Origin of the sequence: Streptomyces antimicrobicus, from assembly GCF_020532625.1 — a bacterium.
Classification (GTDB): domain Bacteria; phylum Actinomycetota; class Actinomycetes; order Streptomycetales; family Streptomycetaceae; genus Streptomyces; species Streptomyces antimicrobicus.
The window spans coordinates 1-8,877 of the sequence record NZ_JAJAUY010000197.1; the positions used below are offsets into that span (position 1 = coordinate 1).

Here is an 8,877-nt window from a genome sequence, read left to right on the forward strand (position 1 = left end):
GTGCGGGGCTTCCGCATCGAGCTCGGTGAGGTCGAAGCCGTGCTGGCCGGCCTTGAGGCCGTGTCGCAGGCGGCGGTCGTGGTCCGCGAGGACACCCCGGGCGTCAAGCGGCTGGTGGGTTACGCGGTCACTGCGGACGCGTCGGTCTCGGGCGGCGGGTTGCGTGCGGCGATGGCGGAGGTGCTGCCGGAGTACATGGTGCCGTCGGTGGTGGTGGTCCTGGACCGCCTCCCGGTGACCGTCAACGGCAAGCTGGACCGGCGGGCCCTGCCCGCGCCCGACTTCGCGACCGCCGCCCAGGGCAGCCGGGCTCCCAGCACCCCGCAGGAGGAGATCCTGTGCGACCTGTTCTCCCAGGTCCTCGGGGTCCCGGTGACCGGCGTCGACGACAGCTTCTTCGACCTCGGCGGCGACAGCATCGTCTCCATCCAGCTCGTCGCCCGGGCCCGCAAGGCCGGCCTGGTCCTCACCGCCCGCGACGTGTTCGAGCAGAAGACGGTCGCTGCCCTGGCCGCGGTCGCCGCGACGGCGAGCGGCAGTGAGGCCGAGGACCCGGACGCGGGCACCGGCCAGGTCGTCCCGACCCCCATCGTCCGCTGGCTGGCCGCCCTCGGCGGGCCCGTGGACCGGTTCAACCAGTCGGTCCTGCTGGAGACCCCGGCCGGCCTCACCGGCGCCACGGTCGTGGGCTCCGTGCAGGCCCTCCTCGACCGGCACGACGCGCTGCGGCTGCGGCTGGCCGGCCCGGCGGACGACTGGAGCCTGGAGGTCCGCCCGCGCGGCAGCGTCGCCGCGGAGGGGATCGTCCGGACGGTGGACGCCACCGCGCTCACCGGCGAAGCCCTCGCCGCCGCCGTCACCGACCAGGCCGAGCAGGCCCAGGCAGCGCTCGCACCCCGCAAGGGCGACGTGCTGCGCGCCGTGTGGTTCGACGCCGGCGCCGCCGCCCCCGGACGCCTGCTGCTGGTGGCCCACCACCTGGTCGTCGACGGAGTCTCCTGGCGGATCCTGATCGACGACCTGGCGACCGCGGCCACCGCGCTCGCCGAAGGCCGGCCGGCCGCGCTCGACCCGGTCCACACCTCGCTGCGCACCTGGGCCGAGCGGCTCACCGCGAGCGCCGCGGGCCACACGGACGAACTGCCCTTCTGGCAGGGCGTCCTGGAGGGCGCGGGCGCGCCGCTGGGCGACCGTCCGGCCGACCCCGCCGCCGACACCATGGGCAACGTCCGCACCCTCACCGTGGCGCTGCCGGCCGCCGACACCGCGCCGCTGCTCGACACCGTGCCGACCGTCTTCCACGCGGGGACGGACGAGGTGCTCCTGTCCGGGTTCGCCCGCGCCGCCGCCACCTGGCGCGACGGCTCCGCGACCACCGGCCACGCCCTCGTGGTCGACGTCGAGGGGCACGGCCGCGAGGACGTGCTGCCCGGTGCGGACGTCTCCCGCACGGTCGGCTGGTTCACCAGCCTCTACCCCGTCCGGCTCGGCACCGGCACCGCCGACGAGCGGCCCGGCGCCGCGCTGAAGCGGATCAAGGAGGAGCTGCGGGCGGTCCCCGCCCACGGCCTCGGCTACGGCCTGCTGCGCCACTGCAACCCGCGCACCGGCAAGGCCCTGGCCGCCCTGGGCACCCCCGCGATCGGCTTCAACTACCTGGGCCGCCTCGGCGCGGCGCAGGGCGGGGCCTGGACCCCCGCGCCGGAGTCCGGCCTGCTGGTCGGCGCCGGCACCGCCGACGCGGACATGCCGGTGCCGCACCCGCTGGAGATCAGCGCCGTCGTGCGCGAGGACGCGGCCGGGCCGGAGCTGACGGTCACCCTGATGTGGCCCGAGGGGCTGTTCACCGAGGACTCGGTGCGCGACCTCGCCGACCGGTGGTTCACGCAGCTGCGTGCGCTGACGGCCGACGCGGGCCGGCCCGGAGCGGGCGGGTTCACCCCCTCCGACCTGCCGCTGGTGGACCTCACCCAGGAGCAGATCGACCGGATCGAGTCCGCGTACCCGCAGGTCCGCGACATCCTGCCGGTCGCCCCGCTCCAGGAAGGCCTGCTCTTCCACGCCCTGTTCGACGAGGGAGCCCCGGACGTCTACAGCGTCCAGTTCCGCTTCGACCTGGAGGGCCCGCTGGACGCCGACGCGATGCGCGCCGCCGCCCGCGCCCTCCTGGCCCGGCACGACAACCTGCGCGCCGCCTTCCACCACGAGGGCCTGGAGCGGCCCGTCCAGGTGGTGCCGGCCGAGGTCGAACTGCCGTGGACCGAGGTGGACCTGACCGCGCTCGACGCGGACGCGCAGCAGGCCGAGGCCGAGCGGATCCTGTCCGAGGACCGCTCCCGCCGCTACGACCTGACGGCCCCGCCGCTGATCCGGTTCACCCTGGTCCGGCTGGCCGCCGACCGCCACACCCTGGTGCTCAGCAACCACCACATCCTGCTCGACGGCTGGTCGATGCCGCTGCTGGTGGGCGAGCTGTTCACGCTCTACGGGGACGGCGAGGGCCGCGGCCTGCCCCGGGTCACCCCCTACCGCACCTATCTCGCCTGGATCGGCGGGCGGGACCGGGAGGAGTCGGAGAACGCCTGGCGCCAGGCCCTGGCGGGCGTCGAGGAGCCCACGCTGCTCGCGCCGGCCGACGAGGCCGACGGCACCGACGCCGACGGCGGGACCGAGGCCCACGGCGGGCTGCCCGACAGCCACTCCTTCGACCTCGGCCAGGAACTCACCGCCCGGCTGCGGGAGCGGGCGCGCACCGCGGGCCTGACCCTCAACACCATGGTGCAGAGCGTCTGGGGCCTGCTGCTGGCCCGGCTCACCGGACGCGACGACGTGGTGTTCGGCGCCACCGTCTCCGGCCGCCCGCCGGAGGTGCCCGGCATCGAGTCGATGGTCGGCCTGTTCATCAACACCGTCCCCGTCCGGGTCGACCTCGACCCGTACGAGAGCGTCGGCGGGCTCGTCGAGCGCGTCCAGCACCGCCAGACCGCCCTCATGTCCCACCAGCACGTCGGCCTGGCGCGCATCCAGGCCCTGGCCGGCATCGGGGAACTGTTCGACACGCTCACCGTGTACGAGTCGTACCCCGTCGACCCCGACGCCCTGGACCTGCCCGGCGGGCTCGCGGTCCGCGGCGTCGGCGGCACCGACGCCACGCACTACCCGCTCACCCTCGCGGCCCTGCCCGGCCCGCACAGCCTCGGACTGCGGCTGGAGTACGCCACCGACCGCTTCACCGCGGCGGAGGTCGAGCTGCTCGCCGACCGCCTCACGGCCCTCTTCGAGACCGTGGCCGACCGGCCCGACACCCGTGTCGGCCAGCTGGACGTGCTCACCGGGGCCGAGCGGACCGCCGCCGACGAGCGGCAGCCGGAGCTGAAGGAGGTGCCCCCGGCCCTGGTCCACGAGCTGCTGGAGCAGTGGGCGGCCGGCACCCCGGACGCCACCGCGGTCGTCTTCCAGGGGGAGCGCACCAGCTACGCCGAGCTCGACGAGCGCTCCACCCGGCTCGCCCGGCTGCTCGCCGCCCGCGGCATCGGCCCGGAGCAGATCGTGGCCATCGCCCTGCCGCGGTCGACCGAGGTCCTGGTGGCGATGTTCGCGGCGCTGAAGGCCGGCGCGGCGTTCCTGTCGGTGGACCCGGACTACCCGGCCGACCGCATCGAGTACATGCTGCGCGACGCCGACCCGGCGCTGCTCATCAGCGACCGCGAGGTGCAACGCCGCTGGTCGGCCTGGTCCACGGGCGAGGCCGTCGACACCGCCGGGGTGGACCTGCTGGTCCTCGACGACCCCCGGGTCCCCGAGGAACTGGCCGCCCTGCCCGCGACCGCCCTGACCCAGGGCGAGCGCACCGCGCCGCTGACACCCGCCGCACCCGCGTACGTGATCTACACCTCCGGTTCCACGGGCCGGCCCAAGGGCGTGGTCGTCCAGCACCGCAACCTGGTCAACCTGTTCCACAGCCACAAGGAGACGCTGTTCGACCCGCACGTCGCGGCGGCCGGCGCGGCCCGCTTCCGGGTGGCGCTCACGGCGGTGTTCTCCTTCGACACCTCCTGGGACGGCGTGCTGTGGATGCTCGACGGGCACGAACTGCACCTCGTGGACGACGACACCCGCCGGGACCCCGAGGCCCTGGCCGCCTACGTCGACCGTGAGGGCATCCAGTTCCTCGACCTGACCCCGTCCTTCGCCCAGCAGCTGCTGGCCGCCGGGATGCTCGCCCCCGGGCGGCACCACCCGGCGGTGCTGATGCTCGGCGGCGAGGCCCTGGGCCAGACGCTGTGGACCGAGCTGCGCTCGGCCCCCGGCACCGTCAGCTACAACTTCTACGGGCCCACCGAGGCCACCATCGACACGCTGTACGCGCCTTTGGCCGACAGCGACCGCCCGCTGGTCGGCCGCCCGGTCCGCAACACCCGGACGTACGTCCTGGACGCGCACCTGCGGCAGGTGCCCGACGGGGTCACCGGCGAGCTGTACCTCGCCGGCGACCAGCTCGCCCGCGGCTACCTGCGCCGCCCCGGCCTGACCGCGGAGCGCTTCCCGGCCGACCCCTACGGTGCGCCCGGCACCCGGATGTACCGCACCGGGGACCTGGTCCGCCGGACCGGCGACGGCATGCTGGAGTACGTGGGCCGGGTTGACGACCAGGTCAAGGTGCGCGGCTTCCGCATCGAGCTCGGGGAGATCGAGGCGGCGCTGGCCGCCCACCCGGCCGTCGCGACCGCCGCGGTCGTCGTCCGCGAGGACACGCCCGGCGTCAAGCGGCTGGTCGGCTACGCCGTCCCCGAGGCGACGGCCGGCCCGGACCCGGTCGAGCTGCGGGCGTTCGCCGGCCGCAGCCTGCCCGAGTACATGGTCCCCGCCGCCGTCGTGGTCCTGCCCGCACTGCCGCTCACCGCCAACGGGAAGCTGGACCGGCGGGCCCTGCCCGCCCCCGACTTCACCGCCCTGGCCGGCGGCGGGCCCGCCGAGGACCCGCTGGAGCGGACCCTGTGCGAGCTGTTCGCCGAGGTCCTCGGACTGCCCCGGGTCGGTGTCGACGACAGCTTCTTCGACCTGGGCGGCGACAGCATCGTCTCCATCCAGCTGGTGGCCAAGGCCCGCGCGGCCGGCCTCGTCTTCACCCCCAAGGACGTCTTCCGGCTCAAGACGGTCGGGGCCCTCGCCCCGGTCGTCCGCAGCGCCGAGGCCCCCGTCCAGGAGGACCCCGACGCCGGGATCGGCGAGCTGCCGCTCACCCCGATCATCGGCTGGCTCGCCGGACACGGCGGACCGGTCGACGGATTCGTGCAGTCCATGCTGGTCCAGGTCCCCGCCGAGCTCGGCGAGGAGCGGCTGACCGGCGCCGTGCAGACCCTCCTCGACCACCACGACGCGCTGCGCATGCGGCTCGACCGCAGTGCCGCGGACGGACGGTGGCGGCTGACGATCCCGGCCCGGGGCGCGGTGCCCGCCGCGGAGGTGGTCCGGCGGACCGACATCGCCGGCCTGGCCGACGAGAAGCTGCAGTCGGTGCTGGCCACCGAGGCGGAGGCCGCCTGGCGGCGCATCGACCCGGAGGCCGGGCGGATGCTCCAGGCCGTCTGGTTCGACGCCGGAGCCGACCGTCCCGGACGGCTGCTGCTCACCATCCACCACCTGGTGGTCGACGGGGTGTCCTGGCGGATCCTGCTGCCCGACCTGGCCGAGGCCTGGCAGGCCCTCGTCGACGGCCGGCGGCCCGCGCCGGCCCCGGTGGGCACCTCGCTGCGCCGCTGGGCGGAGCAACTGGTCGAAGAGGCCCGCAGCCCGCGCCGCGAGGCCGAGTTCGACCTGTGGGACCAGGCCGGAGCAGTGGAGGAACCCGTCCTCGGCAAGCGGCTGCTCGACCCGGTGAAGGACACCGCCGGGCGGGCCAGGTCGCTGACCCGCACCCTGCCGGCCGACCGGACGGAGCCGCTGCTGACCAGTGTTCCGGCCGCGTTCCACGGCGGAGTCAACGACGTCCTGCTGACCGCCCTCGCGGTGGCCGTCTCGTACTGGCGGCGCCGGCGGGGACTGGGCGAGGAGGGACCGGTGCTGGTCGACCTCGAGGGGCACGGCCGCGAGGACGTCGTCGAAGGCGCCGACCTGTCCCGCACGGTGGGCTGGTTCACCACCGTCCACCCCGTACGGCTCGATCCCGGACAGCTCGACTGGGACGAGATCTGGGCCGGGGGACCCGCACTCGGCCGGGTACTCAAGCGGATCAAGGAGCAGCTGCGCGCCGTGCCCGACCACGGCATCGGCCACGGCCTGCTCCGCCACCTCAACCCCCGCACGGAGCCCCTGCTCGCGGGCCGGGCGGAGCCGCAGATCGGCTTCAACTACCTGGGCCGCATGGGGACCTCCGCCACCGGCGGGGACTGGACGAGCGCCCCGGAGGCCGCGGCGCTCACCGGAGCCGCCGCAGGCGACCCGGACGTACGGCTGGCCCACGCGCTGGAGATCAACGCGGTGGCCGAGGACCTGCCGGGCGGCCCCCGTCTGAGTGTCACGTGGACCTGGCCGGACGGCCTGCTCAAGGAGCGGGACGTCGACGACCTGGCCGAGACCTGGTTCCGGGCCCTGGAGGCCCTGGCCGCACACGCTGTCGAACCCGAGGCCGGCGGTCACACGCCGTCGGACATGTCCCTGGTGTCGCTGTCCCAGGCGCAACTCGATCTTCTGGAAAGCAAGTGGAGGGTGTCGTAATGATCGGTACGGGGCTGGAGGACGTCCTCCCACTCTCGCCGTTGCAGGAGGGTCTGCTGTTCCACGCGCTCCTCGACGAGCAGGAACTCGACCTGTACGCCGGCCAGCTGGCCTTCGACTTCGAAGGCGCGCTGGACGTCGAGGCGCTGCGCCTGGCCGCCGGGGCGCTGCTGCGCCGCCACGCCAATCTGCGGGCCGGATTCGTCCACGAGGGCTTCGACAAGCCGGTGCAGATCATCCCGCGCCGGGTCGAGCTGCCCTGGGAGGAGATCGACCTCTCGGGTGCCGCCGACGAGGAGGCGCGGCAGGCCGCACTGGCCGACGTCATGCAGGCGGACCGGGTCAAGGGCTTCGACCTGGCCGCGCCGCCGCTGGTCCGCTTCACCCTCGTGCGCCTGGGCGGGCAGCGCTTCCGGTTCGTCCTGACCAACCACCACATCCTGCTCGACGGCTGGTCGATGGCCGTGCTGCTGCGCGAGCTGTTCACCCTCTACCTCCAGCGCGGGGACGACGCGGGCCTGCCCCGCGTCACCCCCTACCGCGACTACCTCGGCTGGATCGCCGCGCAGAGCCGCGACGACGCCCTCAAGGCCTGGGCCGGCGCCCTCGAGGGCGTCGAGGAGGCCACCCTCCTGGCCCCGGACCGCCGCGGCGCCGCCGTCGAGCCGCCGCACTACCACGGCCACGAGCTGGCCGAGGAGCTCACCGCCGCCGTCACCGAGCTGGCCCGCCGCCACGAACTGACGGTCAACACCGTGGTCCAGGGCGCCTGGGGCATCCTGCTGGGCCGGCTCACCGGCCGCGACGACGTCGTCTTCGGCGGCACCGTCTCCGGTCGCCCGCCGGAGATCCCCGGCATGGAGAACCTGGTCGGCCTGTTCATCAACACCCTCCCGGTCCGGGTCCGCCTCGACCCCGCCCGCTCCCTGCTGGACCTGCTGCGCACCCTCCAGGACCAGCAGGCCGACCTGATGAACGCCCAGCACATCGGGCTGACCGACATCCAGGCCCTGGTCGGCGTCGGTGAACTCTTCGACACCATCACCGTCTCCGAGAACTACCCGGTGGACGCCGAGGGCTTCGCCGAGCCGGTCGAAGGCCTGCGCGTCGTCGGCGTGCACACCACCGACGACAACCACTACCCGCTCAGCCTGGCCGTGCTCCCCGGCACCCGGATGCACCTGCGCATGGGCTACCGCTCCGACCTGTTCGACCGACCAGCCGTCGAGCTGGTCGCCCGGCGCCTCCAGCACATCCTGGAGGCGATCGTCGCCGAGCCCCAGCTGCTCCTGGGACGCCTGGACGTCCTCACCGACGCCGAGCGGGCCGAGCTCGCCGGCACCGCCCGGCGCGAGGTGCCCGCCGCCACCGTGCCGGCCCTCTTCGAGGCCGTCGCCGCCGGGCAGCCCGCGGCGGACGCCCTCCGCTTCCAGGACACCTCCCTCACCTACGGCCGGCTCAACGCCCGCGCCAACCGGCTCGCACGCGAGCTCGCCGACCGCGGCGTCGGCCCCGGCTCCTTCGTCGCCCTGGCCCTGCCCCGTTCGCCCGAGCTGGTCACCGCCCAGCTCGCGGTGGTCAAGGCCGGCGCCGCCTACCTGCCGGTCGACCCCGACTACCCGGCCGAGCGCATCGCCTACATCCTGGGCGACGCCGCCCCGGCCCTGCTGCTCACCCACTCCTCGGTGACCCTGCCCGAGGGCGCCGCCGGGTCCGTGGCCACCTTGAGCCTGGACGACGAGGCCCTCGCCGCGTCGGTCGCGGGGCGCGCGGACACCGACCTGACCGACGCCGACCGCACCGGTGCCACCTCCCCCTCCGACGCCGCGTACGTGATCTACACCTCGGGTTCGACGGGGCGTCCCAAGGGCGTCGTGGTGACCCACGCCGGTGTGGCGAGCCTGGTGGCCTCGCAGGTGGAGCGCTTCGAGGTCGGCCCCGGTTCCCGGGTGCTGCAGTTCGCGTCGCCGAGCTTCGACGCGGCGTTCTGGGAGCTGGTCATGGGCCTGCTCACCGGCGCCACCCTCGTCGTCGCCCCCGCCGCCGACCTCGCCCCCGGCGAGGCGCTGGCCGCCACCGTCGAGCAGCACGCCGTCACCCACGCCACCATCCCGCCCGTCGCGCTGGCCGTGATGGACCCGCAGGACCTGCCGACCGTCT

Annotated in this window: 2 protein-coding genes; both read left to right on the plus strand. The window is 74.8% G+C overall.

All coding sequences use genetic code 11. The features are described from left to right. The first annotated feature begins 39 nt into the window (after window positions 1-39). A complete protein-coding gene (locus tag LG632_RS28485; RefSeq protein WP_226730603.1) occupies window positions 40-6,717 on the plus strand; it encodes a non-ribosomal peptide synthetase in 6,678 nt (2,225 codons plus the stop codon). Continuing rightward, on the plus strand, window positions 6,717-8,877 hold a 2,161-nt coding region (locus LG632_RS28490), incomplete at its 3' end, for a condensation domain-containing protein (RefSeq protein ID WP_226730605.1). The genes LG632_RS28485 and LG632_RS28490, both read left to right, overlap by 1 nt.